The sequence below is a fragment of the Photobacterium alginatilyticum genome (assembly GCF_009910675.1).
Taxonomy (GTDB): Bacteria; Pseudomonadota; Gammaproteobacteria; order Enterobacterales; family Vibrionaceae; genus Photobacterium; species Photobacterium alginatilyticum.
Map to the genome: position 1 here is coordinate 260,269 of NZ_RSEJ01000003.1, position 18,393 is coordinate 278,661.

Genomic DNA, 18,393 nt, shown 5'->3' on the forward strand with positions numbered 1-18,393 from the left:
GATGAATGAAAAAAAATTGTTGCTGGTTAAGACGGCTCTGCGTCTTTTTTACTCTGCAGGGGTCAATTCGGTGGGTATCAACGAAGTCTTAAAAGAGTCGGGAGTGGCCAAGAAAACCCTCTATAACCACTTTGCCAGCAAAGAAGAGTTGGTGATGGCAACGCTGCAATATCGGGACGATATCTTTTACCGCTGGGTTAAATCGTGTTTAGACAGTGAGGTGTCCGCTAAACAGTCTATCATTGCCTTGTTCTCTGGGCTGGATGACTGGTTTAATGATCGGGTCACTGAGCTTGATGAATTCAAAGGTTGCTTTTTCATTAACACAGCAGCTGAATTCAGCGATCCGGCTTCGCCTGTCAGAGCGTACTGTCTGCAGCACAAAGAAAAACTTCGAGAGCTAATAAGGCTGAAGGTGAGGGCGCTTTCGCTTGAATCAGAAAAAGAGATGTTGGTAGTTGATACTATTTGTTTGCTCAAGGAGGGGGCCATTGTTTCTGCATTTGTCGGTGGTGACAGAAAGGCAGCGTCGAAGTGTATTCCAACGGTCTCAACGCTGATTGAGTTAGAGTGCTAATCTAACCCGTGGACTAATACGATAAGCGGGTTACTGTAAAATTTCTGAGTTTATTTTTCATAGCTCGAAATTATCGTTGTACTTTTCACCGAGCTTTCAAAGTAACGTGTTTTAACGTTTAGGTACTCTGCATCAGAAAAAAAAGCTTCCATGTCCGTTTGTTTAGGGAAGCTGATTGTAAAGACGCGATTAATGTCTTTGTTCTCGACTTCAGATTGCAGGACTTCGGAAACTTTGAAGTCATAGCCAAAGCGACCGCCAAATTGCGACAGGATCGGTTTCATTGCTGTTCTGTATTCTTGATATCGGCGATCATCAATAACGTTAAGGCCGACTAACAGTTCATAGGACATCTTGTTTTCCCTAAAGCAGATATTTATTGAATGCTCGTTCAAAATGCCTTTTCTTCTGCGAATATGCAAGGGCTATTGACTAACCAGCAGTCAATTATTGCTTTGGCATTTGTCTGATGAATGTGTAGACTGTTTTTTTCCCATTTTTGTACCGAGTCTTATGGATCCTTCTGTTTTATTAATATTTATCCCCACCTTCTTTGCCGTCTCAGCGACTCCGGGGCTCTGTATGACGCTTGCAATGACATTGGGTATGACCATCGGTGTTCGTCGAAGCTTGTGGATGATGGTCGGTGAGCTTGCGGGGGTGGGGTTAGTTTCTTTGTCTGCTTTGGTGGGGGTCGCAACAGTATTGCTGGCTCGGCCTAACCTTTTTCTGGCACTGAAGTATCTGGGTGGCGCATATTTACTCTATCTGGGGATCCAGATGTGGCGCTCTCGAGGGAAAATGGCTATCCCGTCCGATTTGGATACTCAGGTAAGCGTCAAGCCGCTTTCCCTGGCCACTCAGGGTTTCGTCACGGCTATTGCCAACCCGAAAGCCTGGGCATTTATGATCTCCCTGTTGCCACCGTTTATTGATGCGAGTTTGCCGCTGCAACCGCAGGCTGCTGTGCTGATCAGTGTGATCCTGTGCTTTGAGCTGATTTGCATGTTGCTATACGCTGCGGGAGGCCGGACTTTGCGGGGGCTATTACAGCAACGTGGAAATGTCATGCTAATGAACCGGATAGCGGGAAGTATGATGATGGGGGTCAGTGTCTGGTTAGTGATGGGCTGATGCTCTTGCTAAAAAGCCCCTGCTGAAACCTTACGGTATCATCAAGGGCTTAATGTCGGTATCTTTTTCGTGCTATTACTGTGCTAGCGAGTACCACTCATCGTACAGGCTGAGCGCCAGATCTTTATTGGCGGTAAAGAAGTACGGGATGCTTTCATTGTATGTTCCTTCATAGAATACAGTGAAGTCATCGTTGCCAAGATTGGTTGGCTGGATCACCCAGTCATCCCCTTCCATTACGCCTTGAATGATCATTTGGCCATTGTCAGAAATTGACCAATCTTGCTGTCTGGTTTCACCATCTTCAATGACATCAACGACATTATCCGTTGCGTCAAACTTTAGGGTCACGAACGTTGGTCTGGCTTTTTTGTTCGTTGAGTCATCCCATAGATGATAGAGTGTTTTGCCCTTGAACATGGTTTCGGTAGCGGCCTGAGCGGTAAAGCCGTTATCGATATTGGTCACTGTGTAGAAGATCATGTCATTGTCAGATGTGACGACCATGGTGAAGGCATCACTCATGTAGATAACTTCATCAAGCCCGTCGCCGCCCTTGAAACCGTTTGTGGTGTAGGTGATTGGCCACTCTTCGATAACTTTACCGCTGTCATCCAAATCGTGAACTTCTGTGTCGGTAAAGGTTGCAGTAACCATTCCCTCGTCCTTGAAGTATGACCCGTTGGTACTGACAGAGTAGAAGGTCTTGCCGGTAAAGTGCTCTTTGACCGTAGGGGGCATCGGAATTTGGCTAGCACTTCCGCTATCGTCAAAAGAAATAAGCACGTCATCCAACTCATCACCGTTGTTGATCGCAGTATCCAGCACAGTGATGATGTCGTTTGATTTGGTAATTAGCTTGTCAGATTCGCCCTGAGACTCAGAGATAGTGCTACCTAGTTCCAGAGTAAGAGAGCGGGCAACGGCATGGGCCTTTTTCGCCTCTTGTGCGACACCTGTGTCGGCCTTGCTCGCCACATAGTCACCAGAGATCACTTCTTCCGACAAGTTCAGCTTGGCTGCCAGTTCAGGAAGAGAAAGATTTTCAATTGCCGCCAGTGTCGTGAATGGCGTAACAACATTCGACCCTGCTGCTGCTGTCATTTCGACAGTCTGCGTCAGGCGTCCACCTTTGTCAGTATCGTATGTTTTACCGGCTATCGCTCTAACGATCACAGGGAATTGGGTGTCTGCAGCACTAATAGTAACTTCGCCCTTTTCATTGGTAAGGCTAGTAAGTTTCTCTCCTGAGTCGGCGACACCGTCTTTGTTACGGTCGATATATACTTCAGCGTCGACGAGGTAGCCGTCGATTGCCTTGATAACAGCTTCAGTAGCTGCACCAGGTGCTGTGTTAGCGTTTCCTGAATGACTGTCGCTACCACCGCAACCAGTGAGGGCCAAAGCTACAGACGCTGCAAGTAAACCGATTTTTTTCATTATGTAATTCCCTTATAGATCCGTACCGGATAAACATTGGTGTGTTGTTATAGGGGGAAATTACTGTTGTTCGGCATGGCAGACAAGGGACGGAAAAAAGGCAAAAAACCGCAATTTTTTGCCAATAATTTTCAAATTACGCCAAGAGAGGAGCGCTAAGCCATTTTCGACTGTAACCAACTGCGGGAAAATTTGAGGTCTTTTTCAATCAAACTGCTGCTGCATTGGAGAACTTCGCTGATTTCCTGGTTTCTCAATCCCAGTAAATACTTTAACTTCAGTGCTTCCGATTGGCGAGGGTAGTGCAGGCTGAAGGTATCTAGCATTTTGTTAACACTCAGCAGTTGCTCAAATTTGTCGTCGTGCGGTTGTTGAATAACGGTGACTTGCTGCCTTTTCTTTGCACCTAGCGTGCGGGCATGATCGATGAGGATTTGACGCATGACTTTGGCCGCCATCAGATAAAATTGGCGGCGGTTCTCTATCAGCGACAAGTCTGTACCTTCCAATTTGAGGTAGGCATCGTGGATCAGGGCGGTGGTGTTATTGATGCAGTCGCTAAGTACCTGATTGCTATCACCATATTTGTTTGCACTTCGGGCGCGCTCCTGCTGGGCAATTGCTCGTAGTTGCAAATAGGCAAATTGGTACAGCTCGGCTTCTGCTTGTTTGTCACCTGAATGCCACTGCTGGATGATTTGCGTGATTTGTTGACTCATGAACTATGACTCTTGATGGTGGTATTTCTTCAGCTCGGTGATTTGGTGGGTTTGCGCCTGTTGTTTGCCCTCTTTGTCGATCACTATATGTTGCTGCAATCGGTAAAGCACTCCCTGATCCCAGTTTGGGCCGCTTGGCAGGTACTCCCAACTGGTATAGCGGGCCTTTGATGTCTCATCATACCATTTTACCGGCGCATTGAGTTGGGCAAGGCTTGCCTCGGTATTGTCCGGTGCCAGCCACCACATATCGGCATGCTTTTTGGTTACGTTGTCACGATAAGCGCTCAGGTTTGTTGGACACTCTGTACCATCGGCGTTCGTCGACAGGATCCTGTCGGACGTTACCCAAAGGCATTGATTCGGGACATCACTGCTATTGCTGTAGTGGGTTTCAAGCCAGATCCCTTCGAAGTCGATAGATTGGTTGCTTTGATTATCATAGGTGAACCATATGTACTCGGCCTGGTTGGTGTGTGGCACAGTATCTTTCGGGCCCAGCCCCTGATTTTTCTGCATCAGCAGTCGGGTATGGGGATCATAGTTAATCGCGACAGTACGGTATTTCCAGTCGCCTTCATCGTCATAGTCATCAACCGAGAAACCGTTGAGATCTGAGCGAGTGCAGCCCTTGGCAGCACAGCCAATCAGCCCGTCCCATCCTTCAAATACCGAGATCGGCTCGAACATCACCTCTTTGTAACGGCGGCTATAGTTGAGCTCGCAGCTTGGCACTGAATTATCGGTACTGCCAAAGTAATCTCCTACGTCCGGGTATTCGTATATCCCTTTGGGAGTGATCATATAGGTCATACTGCCAATAGGGCCGAAATAGCCGGGAGCGGCCTTTCTGGCAACGTCATAGAAGCATAGGTTACCCTGCCAATCGCGTCTTTTAATAATGATATTCTTATATTTCACGTTCATTGGCTGCAGGATCACATCCTTTGATGTGAAGTTTTCTTCGATATAGGACTGGCTTTCATTTAAATGTTGAGCGGCTTCTTTAACGGAGACCAGCTCCAACCCAAGCACCTCATAGGAGGTGTCCAAGGCCTGTAAGTTAACCTGCTTGAGCCGCTGCTGAAAGTCTGGATCGGAGAGGGCTTTGCTGATTAGATGGATCTCTTCGCGGTTTTCGGGTGTGCTGTCCAGAGATAACAATAATCTTGTCATGTTAACACTGCGGCTTGGAGTGGTCGCAGCCAGTGTCGGAGTGATCACCTCCTGGCCTGACAGAGTCGCAAGCGGGAAGGATGTATCGTCATTGCCGAGAAAGAAAGTAATCACATCACCAGTGTTGTATTTGAATGCCCCTTTGTCGGTGAAGCCCTGGTAGTCGGAGCTGGTTTTATAGTAGAGGCCGGTGACAGGGGCATCGATAAAATACCCTGTCTGGAGTTCAGAAGCGGCGATCGCTGCGTTACTGGCGATCGCCAGGCCCGTTATCATCAAAGTCCGTTTAATCACTGTACCTTACCTTCTGTTGTTATTTGCGGGCAGTTAGGGTGGCAGCCCTCGGCGACCCGGGTTTTATCCGGAACTGGAGTCATCATTGCCAGCAGCATTTTTTGTTTTATGTGCTTAGGTAAATCGGGGTTAGACAATATCCGTCTGCGGGTCAGCTCCAGCATGTTCTGAACTGACATATATTTGTTGACGTCTCCTTTGCTGTGGAACAGCAGGCTGGTGACTTCGAACATCATGTTTTCTGCAATTGCCTTTTCTCGCTCTAGCTGGTGGTTTTTCTGGAGCAGGGCTGCTGAAAAAGAGATTGCACAAACCAGTAGGCTAAGGCTGAGAGCAGAGGAAAGTGGCCGTCGTTGGATTAGTTTTCTGACAACATAGAGCGGAAGGTGTGTTTTCTGGTTTATCGGTCTTTTGGTGAGAATACATTCGATATCTGCCATGAGCTCGATGACAGAGGTATACCGTTGGTTGGCATGATGCTGAGTTGCCTTATCCATCACAAGTCGCAAGTCAGTATGGGCTGGTTGCTGGCCAACCATAAAATGCAGTAGCTTGCCGAGAGAGAAAATATCACTCTGATTGGTCAGGTAGTCTCCTTTCTTCTGCTCCGGGCTGGCGAACTCCTCGCTGAAAGCCAGGAAAGGCGTGGAGTCTGACGTTGATAGCTGCTGTTTCTGGGTAATGTTGAAATCGAGCACTTTGGGCGCCAGATCATCATCAATCAGCACATTTTCCGGCTTGATATCGGCATGAAGGGTCTGGTTCTGATGAGCATGGGCGATAGCCTGACATATCTTAACGAAGAGTTTAAGCTTCTGATGTAAGCTCAAAGGTTTTGAATCTAAAACTTCTCGCAAAGTCCGGCCCTCGACCTTTTCCATGACGATATAGACATAGTCCTGATGCTCACCGCCATCGAATACTTTAGCCACATAGGGGTGATTCAGCCTTGCGAGGAGCTGTGCCTCTTGAAATAAGAAGGCTTTACCGAGAACCCGGGTTAAGGATGGCTGGATAAACTTGACGGCCAGTTGCTGGTCGAAGGTATCATCGCAGCGTGCAGCGGCATAGACAATGCCCATTCCACCACGGCCTATCTCTTCTTGGATCTTGTATTTATCAATGAGCAGTTGTGAGAAGCAGGCATCGTCTGAGACGGCTTGTTGGGCATGAAAGCCAAATAGCTCGGTAAGATGTCCGTTCTTCTGCGAGTCAGCCTGGAGTAGAGGCTGAATCTTATGGTATAGCTCGGGATCTTCGCACTTGAGTTCACTGAGATAGTGTTGCTGTTCCTCTTCAGTGAGATCCAGCAAGTGATAGAAGAGTTCTGTTGTACTGAGGTTAGATTCCAAGGTATTGATAGTTTTATTAATTCATACGCCCTTGTTTATATAAAAATGTCATAGCATTGGCAACACTTATTTAATCTGTTAACTATAAATTGAGGCGATTAGGTCTCTAGGTGTTCATCCTGTGCATAATGCTATTTCAACAGAATTTATTGTGATCAGCCTATCATTATTGAATAAAAGCTAGCCTATGGCGTGTTTTGTTTGTTGAGAGAATATTCACTATTGACGAATCATTCGCAAGAAAATGACTTTAACAGGCAGATAAATAGAAAAAGTACGGATAATTAATCGAATAATGAATAAAGTAATAATTAACTAGCTAAGTCTAGTGAAATAGTATTTTGATACTTATCACATAACACGTATAAATTTTCACATACTATATCGACACTTTCACTTCTTTGTTGAAAGTATTATCTGATATAAATATAAAAATCACTTAGATTTATTAAAATTAAAAAATAATAATCACTCCATAACATAGGAGGTACGATCATATGCGTATAGTATTAGCATTAGGTGGTAACGCATTACTTGCTCGAGGCCAGGCACTAACGGCTGAAAACCAACGAATTAATATTAAAAGGTCTGCAGCCAGTATTGCGGCTATTGCAAAGGAACATGAAATAGTTGTTGTTCACGGTAATGGGCCGCAAGTGGGTTTATTAATGGAGCAGAATGCGGCTTACCAGGAATACTCACCAGAAACGACGCCATACCCTATGGACGTATTAGGCTCGCAAACTTGCGGAATGGTGGGTTATATGTTGCAGCAGGAGTTGCGTAATATCGACTCCTCGCTTGATATCGCAACGTTAATCACACAGACAGAAGTTAGCAAAGACGATCCTGCATTTGCTAATCCGACAAAGTTTGTTGGCCCTGTCTATACAGAAGAACGCGCAAAAGAAATGATGGCTGACTCTGACTTGGTGTTTAAAGCTGATGGAGAGTACTTCCGTCGTGTTGTTCCGTCTCCGATGCCAAAGGATATTGTAGAGCTAAAGCAAGTTGAGACCCTACTAAAAGCGGACAACTTGGTTGTGGCTTGTGGTGGTGGCGGTGTACCAGTTTGCTTTGAACAAGGGCAAAGTGCCGGTGTCGAGTGTGTCATCGATAAAGATCTGACTGCTGAGCTATTGGCTGAGAAACTTGAGGCAGACTTATTTATTATTCTGACCGACGGTTCAATTTATCGAAATTATGGTAAAGAAGATCAGGCCGAGATGAAACAGGCAACGCCTGCCGGTTTGGCTGAATTCAATTTCCCAGCAGGTTCTATGGGGCCTAAAATTGAGGCGGTATGTAAATTTGTCGAAACCGGACTTGGTAATGCCGCTATTGGCTCGCTTTTTGATTTAGATAAGATTATTACTAACGAAGCTGGGACATTAGTCACCCAGGGAGAAGGAATTACTTATTACTAGTCATAAACATAATTACTCTTAATAAAGGTGACTAAAACAACCTTCAGATATACTATCTGGAGGTTGTTTTTTATTATCAAGTAATAGATAGGCTGGATCTTAATGGAAGGCTCAAAGAGAGAATTATTAGATAAATAACTCAAGGTAATATCATCAGACATTTACTTGTTTATTTATATTAAACGATTATTTATTCGCTAGTAAGTATGTGAATCAACGTGGCTCAATAGCCAACTTAGCCACACACAAACCATGAGTTTGCAGCTGCGGTAATATAAGCCATCCGGTGCCATTCTAATTGCTCTAATGTCGGTGCCGTTCTGATGTCACCTTTCAGCTTCGCCGTTGCGGCAACCTTAACCAAGCCATTGCCAACGCTATGTACCGTACCCAGGTAGGTGTAGCCTATGGTGGAATCTTTAGGCCGGTTGTAGAGGCAGACGACCGAACCTATGTTGGTATAGATATACTCGCTTTCTTCGTTCCAAAGCTCAGTTGCAACAGGTTCTTTTATTGGCTGAGGGATTTGTCCGACTTCAGGCGGGGTGATTAGTTTTCGGTACGAGGAGTAGGGTTGGTAGCCCAGGATCTTGGCGGCGTCATACCACACATCCGGGCTTGCCTCAGTATTTTCAATGACCTTCAAGGTGACAAATGGTCCGTCGAGGCACAGATCTGCCCACAGTGCGGTGCTCGATATCTTAGAGTAGAAAATTGGCCGTTCATCGACTGTGTTGGGATTATAGACACACCAGGTTCCGGTATCCTGATGGATGAGCTGGCCGACGTTGGCATCACAGACACGCTTGGACAACTGGTGGAATTCCTGGATATCGTTGTTAGCTTCCTGCTGGCTGTTGGCACAGTACCGATAAGTAAATGAGAACGCACTCTTGGGATAGAACAGTCCCTTATCTACAACCGCACCATTTTTGCGAGTATCGTTAAGCGCGATGAAGCTCTGGGTTGAATCATGAAAGCGGTATTCACTGGAGCTGAAAAATGACTCTGATGTTGAGCTACAGCCAACAACGAAAAGAGCTGTTATAAGACCGAGGATGCTGGACTGAAATTGGCGGACATGCATATACCATAATACCTGTAACCACTATGCCGAATACAGTTAAGTATATATAGCAAGCATAATTTCGCTATGGATGGCTCTCAATATTAAGCAATGGCTGAAGGCAGATAGCCGCTACACTGGATAAAGCCACCTTACTGGCGGCAGGGTTATTTCTGCGTGGACGCATTTTGGATGCTTAGGAGCCAACATGGCAGATATATACGGTTTTGATGCTTTTTCCCCGAAGCAGATTGCAGAGAAAGTCGACAATATTGGGGTGGCTAAAGCACGGTTGCCATTGCTGTCGATGGTAATGCTCGGAATTCTCGCCGGTGCCTATATTGGTCTGGGCGCGCTGTATTTTACTTTGGTTAAATCTGAACCCGGTTTTGGCTTTGCCACTGGGCAAGTGCTGGGCGGTGTGTCATTTTCGCTGGGCCTGTTGCTGGTTGTTGTGGCTGGCGCGGAGTTGTTTACCGGGAACAACTTACTGGCAATGGCCTGGGCGGATAAAAAAATAACTACCGCTGAGCTGCTCAATAACTGGGTGGTTGTTTGCGCGGCAAACTTTATTGGGGCAACGGGCCTTGCGGTGCTGGTTTTTTTGTCGGGCCATACCGATCTAAATCAGGGGGCCATTGCCGAGCAATACCTAAAAATTGCAGAGGCGAAATGCAGCTTGCCATTCTGGACGGCTTTTTTCCGTGGTGTGTTGTGTAATGTACTGGTTTGCATGGCAGTTTGGATGGCACTGGCCGGGCGTAGCGTGATAGACAAGGCTGTGGCAATTGTTTTTCCCATATCGGCTTTTGTTGCTGCCGGGTTTGAACACAGCATTGCCAATATGTATTTCATCCCTTTAGCGATGTTAATTAAGGCATTGGGTGATTCCGGAGCCGCCACTGTGGCCGAGTCGGTGACCTGGCTGGGGTTTATCGGCAATCTGATCCCAGTGATTCTCGGTAACCTGGTCGGAGGCAGTGTGTTGGTCGGCTTTGTCTATCATATTATCTACTTGCGGGAGCAGCCAGCATCCAAACCGGAAGATAAGCAATAAAGCATCATCTTGGTAAGCGGTTGCTATACTCAGACCAGTACCGGACATGGTGTGTAATGACTATGACTGCCTCGATTGTTAAAACTATTTGTCCATTCTGCGGAGTGGGCTGTGGTATATGCCTTAAAGTCGATGAACAACAAAATTTGATCGGTGTTGAACCACAGATCAGCCATCCAATAAGCCGCGGTAAACTGTGTGATAAAGGCTGGAGTACTGCCTACGCAATTCACCCCGTCAACCGAATTACCCAACCGTTGAAACGGATCAAGGGGCGATTCCAGCCTATTAGTTGGGACGAGGCCCTGGCGTCGATAGGGGATTCCCTAAAAGCCATATTAGATGAAACCGGACCTGAGGCAGTCGGGGTGATTTCCAGTGCCCGCGCAACCAATGAAGATAACTATGCGGCGCAGAAGTTTGCTCGTGCAGTATTGAAAACCAACAATATTGATCACTGTGCACGGATCTGCCACAGCCCGACGGTTGCTGGCCTGAAACAGACCCTAGGCTCAGGTGCGATGACCAATAGTGCGAGTGATATTTATAAAACGGATTTGATCGTGGTGATCGGTGCCGATCCGACGGAAAACCATAGCATTCTCGGCGGTCACATTATCGATGCCCAGCAAAAAGGGGCGCAGCTAATTGTCATTGATCCCAGGGTAACGCGGTTGGCAAAAGTTGCGGATATCCATGTGCAGCTCAAACCAGGCAGTAATATCGCACTTATCAATGCGATGCTGCACACCATCATTGCGCAGCAATGGCATAACCAGTCTTTTATTGATGAACGTTGTGATGGTTTCGAGTCCTTGGCAAGTAAGGTTGAACATGCGACACCGGAATCTGTTGAATCGGTTACTGGCGTCAGTGCTGATCTAGTCCGCAAGGTGGCCCGGGCATATAGTCAGGCAAACAGTGCGATGATCATGTATGGGATGGGTATTACCCAGTTTGTCAGTGGAACCCAGAACGTGATTGCTCTTGCTGATTTGGCCTTGGTGTGTGGGCAGGTGGGCCGCCCTGGCACGGGTATTAATCCGTTGCGCGGCCAGAATAATGTGCAGGGCGCCTGTGATATGGGTTGCTTGCCTAATGTGTATCCCGGTTATCAGGATGCCAGCGCCCCTGAAGTTCAGAGTAAATTTGCCAAGAGCTGGGGAGAAGAGGTTGCAGGCAAGCCGGGTCTAACCTCGCTGGGTATGACTAAGGCCACTCTGTCTGGTGATTTTCGTGGATTGGTGTTGTTCGGAGAAGACCCGGTTGTGACCGACCCGGATCAGAATCATGTTAAAGCGGCACTAAAGGCACTGGACCTGCTGGTTGTTGCCGAGCTGACCATGACCGAAACCGCCAAGCTGGCTGATTTTGTTTTGCCTGCGGCCTCGTTTGCCGAGAAAGCGGGGACTTTCACCAACTGCGAGCGACGAGTACAGCGAATATCGCAAGTACTGACTCCTCCCGGTACAGCGAAGAGTGACTGGCAGTGGTTAAAAGCCTTGGCTGAACAACTGGGTAGCCAGTTATTGAGCTGGGAGACAAGCGAGCAGGTATTTGATGAGATGGCAACGCTGACGCCAGCCTATCAGGGGATGACTTACACAGGGCTGGATCGGCATCAGGGATTGCAGTGGCCCTGCAATCAGGGGGCACCACAGGGGACTGAAATACTGCATTGCGACAGCTTTCCCATTGGAAAGGCCAAGTTATTGCCTGTTCACTGTATTGACATTGACGAACCTGCCGATGAGCAGTTTCCACTTGTGCTGACCACCAACCGTTTGCACTTTCATTATGGCTGCGGGTCGATGACACGTAAGTCGCCATTGCTGGAGAGAGAAACGCCTGCGGGCGTGTTGTTTATTAATCCGCATGATGCGAAAGCGCTTCAACTCCAGCGCTATTCGCCAATAGGAGTTCGCTCTCGTCGCGGGTATCTGGAGACGCGTGCCATAATAACGGATGATGTGCCGCCGGGCTTGGTCAGCATGCCTTACCACTTCAAGGAAGCCCCTTCGAATCAGTTAACCAATACGGCTCAGGATCCTATTACCAAAATGCCCGAGCTGAAAGCCTGTGCCGTATCGGTATTTCCGCTTCCACCTAACCAAGCCCCCAAAACTGTTCAGCAATTATGGGAGGAAAAGTAGGATGCAGCAGTACTTACTAGAGTCGCTTCATGAACTGCAACTTCATTTGTCCCGCTCCCGTCAGTTTTTTCAGGTCGTCGACGATGGCGGGGATCCTCATTGGCAGCATGTTGAGCAGGGTGAGTTTCAGCCAATAACCCATAACATGCCATTGAGTTCGGCTAAAAGCTTCTTCTTTGCTGAGCAAGAGCCGCTGTATGTTTTCGATGGTGAGTTTTTTCGCGAAACATTACCTGAGCCAGAGCCTTTCGTCCTTTTTGGGGTGTTGAGCTGCGATTTGATGGCAATTCACTATCAGGATATTTTCTTTGAGCAGGATCCCTATTATCAGGCCCGTCGACAGCGCGCACTGTTGGTGGGAATAGACTGTGTTCACCCTTGTCAGGAAGGGTTTTGCTACTTGGTCAATGCCGGGCCGGGTGTTCGGGATGAAACGGCAGATTTGATTTTGCATCCGTTGTCAGATGGCAATTGGTTACTGGTGGCTATTACTGCAGTGGGCAAAGAATCGCTTAAAGGTTTACCGCTTGTTCAGGCCACCCCTCATGATATAAGTCTCCGCTGGGATGATTTGAGCCATTGCGAACAGCAGTTTGAAGACCATTCGTATATCAGTACAGGGATCAACAAGCTTCATGCCGATGATATGTCGGCTTCATTCTGGCAGGACGTTGGTGTGCAGTGTCTTGGTTGTTCCGGCTGTACGACCTTGTGCCCGACCTGCTCTTGCTATGGAACGCAGAGTCTGCAAATTGATCAGGGTGCTAATAACTCCACTCAAGAGAGCCTGGTAATTCAAGGCAGCCTGGCAGGACAAGACTGCCTGAATGAGAAAGATCAGCCTGTGACTCAGCAGGTAAGGTTTTGGGATTCTTGCCTATATGAAGGTTTCCAGCGTGAAGCCAGTTTTCATAACCCGACTGAACAGGCTGGCGAGCGGGTGAAGCGTTTTTGGTATCACAAGTTCAGTAATGATTTTCTTCCCGAGTTTGGCCGTTATGGTTGCGTTGGCTGTGGTCGGTGCGAGCGAACGTGTCCGGGCGTTATCGGTGTTCACTCGATCATGAAGAGGATAGTCAACGATGCATAGCCTAACGCCTTTGCCAGCTGAATTAGTTGATTTCTACGATGACGGCGAGAATACGCGCCATTTTCATTTTCGCTTGTTAAAAGAGCCTCAGAAAGCGGTTTGTGAACATCAACCTCACTGGCAGCATACACAGACCGGGCAGTTTTTTATGCTCACCGTACCGTCCTTGGGTGAAGCTCCGTTCAGTTTTACTGAGGTGCCTGACGAGAATGGTCACTTTCGCGCTTTGATCCGCCGTATGGGGGGGGTGACCTCTGCGTTGTTTGAGCTCGAAGCCGGTCAAATATTGGGTGTTCGTGGCCCGTTTGGTGTGGGTTGGCCTATGGATGAAATTAGCAATAAACGCATACTGGTTATCGGAGGCGGCTGTGGCCTGGCGCCTTTGGTCAGTGCTGTCGATCTGCTTATTGAGCAGCAGAACTACACCCAATTGACACTGGTCTATGGTGCCCGTACCCGGCAGGCACAGATGCTGAATCCGGAACGGGAACGTTGGCAGCATATTATACCGGTGTACAACACCATAGAAGAAGGACTGACAAACGGCAGTGACAATGAATATCCCGGTACGCCGAGTGATATTCTGCCTTCGGTACTGGATACGTTTGGCGAATTGCCTGAAGTGGTGTTGCTGGCTGGGCCAGAAGCGATGATGTATTCGATAGCGGAGTATTTGGTTGCCTACGGTGTTTCGGCTCAGGCTATCTACTTGTCGATAGAGCGGCGAATGCACTGTGCAGTAGGAACCTGCGGCCATTGCTATATGGGTAGCCAATATGCCTGTACCGATGGGCCGACGTTTCGCTGGGATCAGTTGCCGAGCCATTAAAAAGGGCTACACGCGTAGCCCTAATCGGTATGGTTGGTGAGTATCAACAGTATTTACTGTGCAGGATCTACAGGCTGCTCAGGTTTTACCGGTGGTACAGGTTCCTCTGGAACAACCGGTTCTTCCGGCGTGACAGGCTCTTCTGGTTGTTCAACAACTGCCGGCTTACGCATCTGAAGCTGCCAGTACTTCGGATCCGTACTTTCTTCGTTGCTAAGAATTAATGTGTTACCGAGGTTGTATAGTTTCCATTGATTGTCTATCGCAACCGGTAGCTGATACATAAGCGGATCGCTTGACCAGTTTCCGCTTTCATTCCGGACTGCGGTACCATAGTTAAATACAGCAATTAGTTCGTTGGGCACATCAACGTTGTCGAGAGTAAATTGCATACCATCCTGTAAGCGAGCGTCAGAGCTGTATTGCCCTTTCATTTTTTCGCCAAACTTACCTAGGCGTTGATGACGTATGTGCTGTTCAATAACGCCTTCAACCTCGATATCAGCAATTTCAGCGACCTCAACATATTCATTTCTGGCTGCATCTTTGAGTCGGCCGGCATTAAACACGATGTGGCCATCGAGTTTGCGAGAGGCTACTGCATAGCTTTCGACAGTTGCAGTAACTTTACCATCGGCAAAGAGGTGTAGCTTAGGTAGTTCTGCAATAGAGTCCCATAGCCAGTAGCCAACGCCATCATAACTTCCAGTTTTAGAAACGAGACAACCTGCTCCAGAGTCCTTAAGTGCTGCCGAAACTGCAAAACTCAGTGTTTCGTTGCTACGGCAGAAGTACTCAGCATCACCCGGATAAGTAATTTCTTGGCTTGTAACCTCTAGCGTTTCTAAATCTAAGACACTGAGTACAGGCGCTCTATATGGACTGTAGTTCATCTGTTCTGTATCTAGGACAGCTATCTGTTTTGTGTTGGCCGGAGTTTGAATACGAACGCCAGGAATTTGTGCTTTTTGCTCCCATACCGCTGTTTCAAAAAGATAAACATATGGTGTAACGCCACTATCGCTATGGGTTACTACTAAGTTTCCGTTTGGTGTAAAGGCGAAGCTGTCATAAGTGAAGTTAAACTTCCCATTAGGGAAATCCGCCATGGCAATTTGAGTTAGTGCGCCGTTGCTCAACTGGTAACGGTAGTTTACTTCAGCTCCTGTGGCGTCAGTGGTTACCAATAATACATAGTCATAGTTATCGCTAATGATCTGATTTGATACAAGTTCAGAATCAGCAAGTACCAATATGGCTTCAGACTCGCCTTCCGATGTTAGTTGAGTAGCATAAATGCCGTCTTGTTCAGCGCCTTGTACTTGCCAGAAACGATATAACGAATTGTTACTTTGTATTGCTTGCACTAAGGTTACGGTCTCACCAACGGGAGCTTTTCCTGTCAGCGCGTTCCACTGGTATACATCTTGGTTATCCAGTATCTTGGCGTTTAAAGTCACTCTGCTTGGATAGTCATTTGCTGAAGTCGTGGCGCCCAGTTCTACAAAAATTTGCTGTAGTTCCACCGGAACATTTTCAATTCGTAATTTATCTTCGCCTGAACGAATTGCACGAATACGGTCGGCATCTTTATCGATGACTCCTACTTTGATTCCAGATGTATCAACTTGCCCTGTAAATCCATAGGATTCAAAGTCCAGCCCGTTCTCGGCTGCGGTAAAGACATGCTCAACGCCATTTGAGCGGACAAATTTAAAACCGTACTCAAGAGTTTCGCCTTCTTGTAAGGTCATTACCCCATCAACAAACGCTGGCGTGGAGGAAATGATCTTCGGCTGGATGACGGTGACGGTTTCTTCCAGGGTAAAGTCTTGATAGGTTGCGCTAACGACGGACTGGCCTTCTGCGATACCGGTGGCGACACCACTTTCATCGATAGTCAGGAACTCTGGGTTGCTGCTGCTCCACACAACACCATCGGTGACCACACTGACGCTACCGTCATTAAATTCGCCATTGAGCGATAATTGCAAGGTTTCGGCGCGTGAAATGGTGCCGTTGGGCAAGTTCAGACTAACGCGAACCATCTTCGCTTCCACATCAAATTCCAGTGTGGCACTGTACTCGCCAAATTTGGCGGTTATTGTTGCGGTGCCCACCGCCTTGCCAAGGAAACGACCGTTACCTAACGACTCCAGTATCGCTGGGTTGTTCGAGACCCATTCGGCTTCCTGGCTGAAATCCACAATGTAGCCATTCTGGTGTACACCGTGAGCGGATACTTGCCACTCATCTTCCAGATACTGCTGGCGTTTATCGGCATCTAAGCGTAATGAAACCAATACAGCATTGTCGGCATTAACACCGATTGTGGCTGTTTTACCTTGATATTGTGCTTGCAGGAGAATATTTCCTGGCTTGACGATTTGCATGTTACCGTTTGTGAATACAACGGCATCAGCAGGGCTTACTGCCCAGGCAGTATTTCCTGTTACTTCTGTTGTGTGCTCATCTGACCATATTGCGGACACTTGCGGGCGTAAAATATCACCGACGGTGACCTGTTGGTCAACACCACTGATGACGATATGCTCAACTTCAGCGATCGGCTCACCGGCTTCAATGGTTGTTTCTGTGGAAGCGCCTTGGTATTCAGCTGAGAGGGTGATAGTCCCAGCTTGTTTCACTTCCCACTGAGTGCCGTTTTGTACCAACGCGCCTTCAGGGGTGACGACGTAGTTGGCAAGCGCAGTCACATTGGTCGAGTGGGCATTAGACCATAATGCATTGACAGAAGGGTTGATAGTATCACCGACACTAACCTTTAGCGGTAAGCCTTCCATTAGGAGATAGTTAACGACTGGCTCAACGGGTTCTGTCGGGGCCGGGATGACAACGTTGTCATATTTCAGTTCCCAAGCTGCGAGATCAACGAAACGGCCGGCTTCTTGATCTAAAAACCAGGTATCGGCAAATAATGCAGCCCATGCGTCGCTGTAAGGTACGATATTGAGTCGGTACCATTCTTCCCAGGAGGTATCGTCTAGCAGGGCTCGCAACCAAATTGTACTATTGTCGAAGCCTGCCAGGGTGGCCGAGTAATCAATGATTGACTTTAAGCCTACGCCGTAGCGAACTACCATTTTTTCCGTGACATTACGGTCGATTTTTTGCAGCGCATTCCATTCCGCCTCGGTGACAAAATTATTTTTGTTCGCGTCGGCAAGCACATATTCAACGGTAGAAAAGTTAGTAATGAGGCTTTGATTATTTTTGCTCTCAAACGCTTCAGCTAAACTTTTTCCCGCGAATTGATAAAGGATAATATCATTACGTTGAGCATGGTAAGTGATTGGTTGTGTTTTGATTTTGTCGAACTCAGCAACAGGGATCGAGGCGTTGACAGAGTATTGGCCATTACTGTCTGTCTTTCCTGATGCGAGCAGGTTGTTACCGGCATAAATAGATACCGTGGTATCGGCCATTGGGCCATCATATACCGTACCGCTAAATGTAATCGTATTTTGTGGTGCTTTTTTTTCAAGTTCAGTTTTATTATCTGAATCTGAACCGCCACAACCAGTCAACATTGCAATGAGTGAAACACTCATCAATATAGGCTTGTGCATTCCATATCCTTAATGATTTAAACGCTACATTATTTTGAATAAAACAAATTCAAAAAAGTCATTCCTTACATGCGTTTTTAGTTTTGAGTTGAACTAAAAACAAAATTAACTTTTGTTGCTTCTTACCTTTGATTGTTATCTCAATATGAAAAATAACAATGTGGCGGGAGGTTAAATTTAGCTGTGTTATTGTTCAAGTTTATTTTTATTGATGGTTAGAATAATGGCGTACCAAATATTCGCTATAACTTTATTTACATTTATCTATTTAAGTAAACCTCTCAGTTATCATGTGTTTTTTGTTATTGTTGTTTTATATCATACACTTGCGTGTTGGTTGATGGTTGATGGTTGACAGGGGTGTATTAGTTGTAAGAACTGCTGCGATGTTTTAAATCCGGTTTGACTTATAATTATATATCAAAACGAGATGGCTATATGCTTTGTAAGGATTAATTTCGGTGTTTTTAAATCTCAGAGTTTCTACAT

Annotated in this window: 14 protein-coding genes; 7 read left to right on the forward strand and 7 right to left on the reverse strand. The window is 46.9% G+C overall.

The window, feature by feature from the left end; genetic code table 11:
- Position 1 precedes the first annotated feature (1 nt).
- On the forward strand, positions 2 to 577 hold the full coding sequence (locus EIZ48_RS04900) for a TetR/AcrR family transcriptional regulator (RefSeq protein WP_160648962.1): 576 nt from the start codon (positions 2 to 4) through the stop codon (positions 575 to 577).
- Between the two features lie 50 nt (positions 578 to 627).
- Here the strand turns inward: EIZ48_RS04900 and EIZ48_RS04905 are convergent, their stop codons facing one another.
- Complete coding sequence (locus EIZ48_RS04905; RefSeq protein ID WP_160648963.1) at positions 628 to 930, reverse strand: DUF1330 domain-containing protein; 303 nt, start codon at positions 928 to 930, stop codon at positions 628 to 630.
- A 160-nt stretch (positions 931 to 1,090) separates the two neighbouring features.
- Here EIZ48_RS04905 and EIZ48_RS04910 point away from each other — a divergent pair, with 160 nt between their 5' ends.
- Positions 1,091 to 1,711 (forward strand): LysE family translocator, encoded by a 621-nt coding sequence (locus EIZ48_RS04910; RefSeq protein WP_160648964.1) that lies wholly within the window; start codon positions 1,091 to 1,093, stop codon positions 1,709 to 1,711.
- Positions 1,712 to 1,786: 75 nt separating this feature from the next.
- Here the strand turns inward: EIZ48_RS04910 and EIZ48_RS04915 are convergent, their stop codons facing one another.
- The 4 genes from EIZ48_RS04915 to EIZ48_RS04930 all read right to left on the reverse strand — a co-directional run bounded on the left by EIZ48_RS04915 (position 1,787) and on the right by EIZ48_RS04930 (position 6,692).
- Positions 1,787 to 3,151 carry a hypothetical protein gene (locus tag EIZ48_RS04915; RefSeq protein ID WP_160648965.1) on the reverse strand — a complete coding sequence of 455 codons (1,365 nt, stop codon included), beginning with the start codon at positions 3,149 to 3,151 and terminating at the stop codon, positions 1,787 to 1,789.
- A gap of 155 nt (positions 3,152 to 3,306) precedes the next feature.
- Positions 3,307 to 3,870, reverse strand: coding sequence for an ECF-type sigma factor (locus EIZ48_RS04920; RefSeq protein ID WP_160648966.1), 564 nt, complete (start codon positions 3,868 to 3,870; stop codon positions 3,307 to 3,309).
- Positions 3,871 to 3,873: 3 nt separating this feature from the next.
- Entirely contained in the window at positions 3,874 to 5,340 is a 1,467-nt protein-coding gene (locus tag EIZ48_RS29375; protein ID WP_338046894.1) for a chromosome partitioning protein ParA, read from the reverse strand.
- A complete protein-coding gene (locus tag EIZ48_RS04930) occupies positions 5,337 to 6,692 on the reverse strand; it encodes a serine/threonine-protein kinase (RefSeq protein ID WP_160648967.1) in 1,356 nt (451 codons plus the stop codon). The genes EIZ48_RS29375 and EIZ48_RS04930 overlap by 4 nt, the downstream gene beginning before the upstream one ends.
- Before the next feature lie 497 nt (positions 6,693 to 7,189).
- Between EIZ48_RS04930 and EIZ48_RS04935 the strand changes: the two genes are divergently transcribed.
- Positions 7,190 to 8,119 carry a carbamate kinase gene (locus EIZ48_RS04935; protein ID WP_160648968.1) on the forward strand — a complete coding sequence of 310 codons (930 nt, stop codon included), beginning with the start codon at positions 7,190 to 7,192 and terminating at the stop codon, positions 8,117 to 8,119.
- A gap of 235 nt (positions 8,120 to 8,354) precedes the next feature.
- Here the strand turns inward: EIZ48_RS04935 and EIZ48_RS04940 are convergent, their stop codons facing one another.
- Positions 8,355 to 9,206, reverse strand: coding sequence for a hypothetical protein (locus tag EIZ48_RS04940; RefSeq protein ID WP_160648969.1), 852 nt, complete (start codon positions 9,204 to 9,206; stop codon positions 8,355 to 8,357).
- A gap of 187 nt (positions 9,207 to 9,393) precedes the next feature.
- On the opposite strand from EIZ48_RS04940, the gene EIZ48_RS04945 reads away from it, so the two are divergent.
- From EIZ48_RS04945 to EIZ48_RS04960, 4 genes are read left to right on the forward strand one after another with little or no spacing between them, the layout of a single operon-like run.
- Positions 9,394 to 10,242, forward strand: coding sequence for a formate/nitrite transporter family protein (locus EIZ48_RS04945; RefSeq protein WP_160648970.1), 849 nt, complete (start codon positions 9,394 to 9,396; stop codon positions 10,240 to 10,242).
- Between the two features lie 56 nt (positions 10,243 to 10,298).
- Positions 10,299 to 12,395 (forward strand): formate dehydrogenase subunit alpha, encoded by a 2,097-nt coding sequence (gene fdhF / locus EIZ48_RS04950; RefSeq protein ID WP_240152865.1) that lies wholly within the window; start codon positions 10,299 to 10,301, stop codon positions 12,393 to 12,395.
- Position 12,396: 1 nt separating this feature from the next.
- A complete protein-coding gene (locus EIZ48_RS04955; RefSeq protein WP_160648971.1) occupies positions 12,397 to 13,485 on the forward strand; it encodes a 4Fe-4S dicluster domain-containing protein in 1,089 nt (362 codons plus the stop codon).
- On the forward strand, positions 13,478 to 14,314 hold the full coding sequence (locus EIZ48_RS04960) for an FAD/NAD(P)-binding protein (protein WP_160648972.1): 837 nt from the start codon (positions 13,478 to 13,480) through the stop codon (positions 14,312 to 14,314). Before EIZ48_RS04955 ends, EIZ48_RS04960 begins: the two co-directional genes overlap by 8 nt.
- 53 nt (positions 14,315 to 14,367) lie before the next feature.
- Here EIZ48_RS04960 and EIZ48_RS04965 read toward each other — a convergent pair whose 3' ends face one another.
- A complete protein-coding gene (locus tag EIZ48_RS04965) occupies positions 14,368 to 17,904 on the reverse strand; it encodes an Ig-like domain-containing protein (RefSeq protein WP_240152866.1) in 3,537 nt (1,178 codons plus the stop codon).
- Positions 17,905 to 18,393: the final 489 nt, after the last annotated feature.